General features: G+C 41.2%; 2 pseudogenes. Both read left to right on the forward strand.

The features are described from left to right. Nucleotides 1-280: pseudogene (locus R7Q46_RS25770) on the forward strand (hypothetical protein); the annotation flags it as partial. A gap of 291 nt (nucleotides 281-571) precedes the next feature. Continuing rightward, nucleotides 572-885: pseudogene (locus R7Q46_RS25775) on the forward strand (peptidase T); the annotation flags it as partial.

Consider the following 885-nt stretch of genomic DNA (forward strand, 5'->3'; position numbering starts at 1 on the left):
TCCACTTTGGCGAAATTATCGCGCTTCAATATATCAAGAGTTGGAATACCTTTTTGAAAATCAGTCCAACAGTGTTGTCTATCAACAAGTATTTATGCAGTTATTGTTCGAGCCGGAAAGCTATTATAGCGAGCAACTATCCGAGAATATCGATCACAACCTTGGGTTAGTGGATCAATTGACGTTAAACGTAGCGAAGTCCATGACCGATAAACAGTGGATCCACTTCCACAATAAAGTCAAAGAATGGCGAGTGTTAGCAGAAGAACTCCAAGATTAAACATATTGAAAACAAATGGTTATTGTTATGTATACCAGGCTGAGCCGAGCCTTTCTGAAGAAAAAATGATTCAAAGCAAATTCTTATTGAACTAAGAGCGTAACATGGAGTGAGGTTTATTACGGGCACTAGGCGGCCTCGCATTTAAATAACATTAGGTAGCTGAACTCATCCAGAGTAATTGGAGTTCATTCGTCAGAGCTACCTATGTTCGGCAAACCTTAGTATTGCCGGTTTGTTTGAGTGCGATGCGTAGTCTGGTGTTGATCGCTTAGAACAATGAGAATAAATATGAAGCATTTAGTTGAAAGATTCCTTCGCTACGTCACGTTTGACACCCAATCAAATCCCCATGTTGCCCAATGCCCAAGTTCACCTGGCCAACTCGTTTTTGCAGAGTTGTTGAAACAAGAGATGCTAGATCTTGGTTTGAGCGATGTGACTTTAGATGAACACGGTTACTTGATGGCAAAACTGCCGTCGAATGTTGATTACGATGTTCCACCAATCGGCTTTATCGCCCACATGGATACTGCACCAGATGCGTCTGGTAAGAATGTAAATCCGCAATTTGTTGAAGACTATCAAGGTGGTGATATTGCACT

It is taken from the genome of Vibrio sp. 811, from assembly GCF_033339195.1.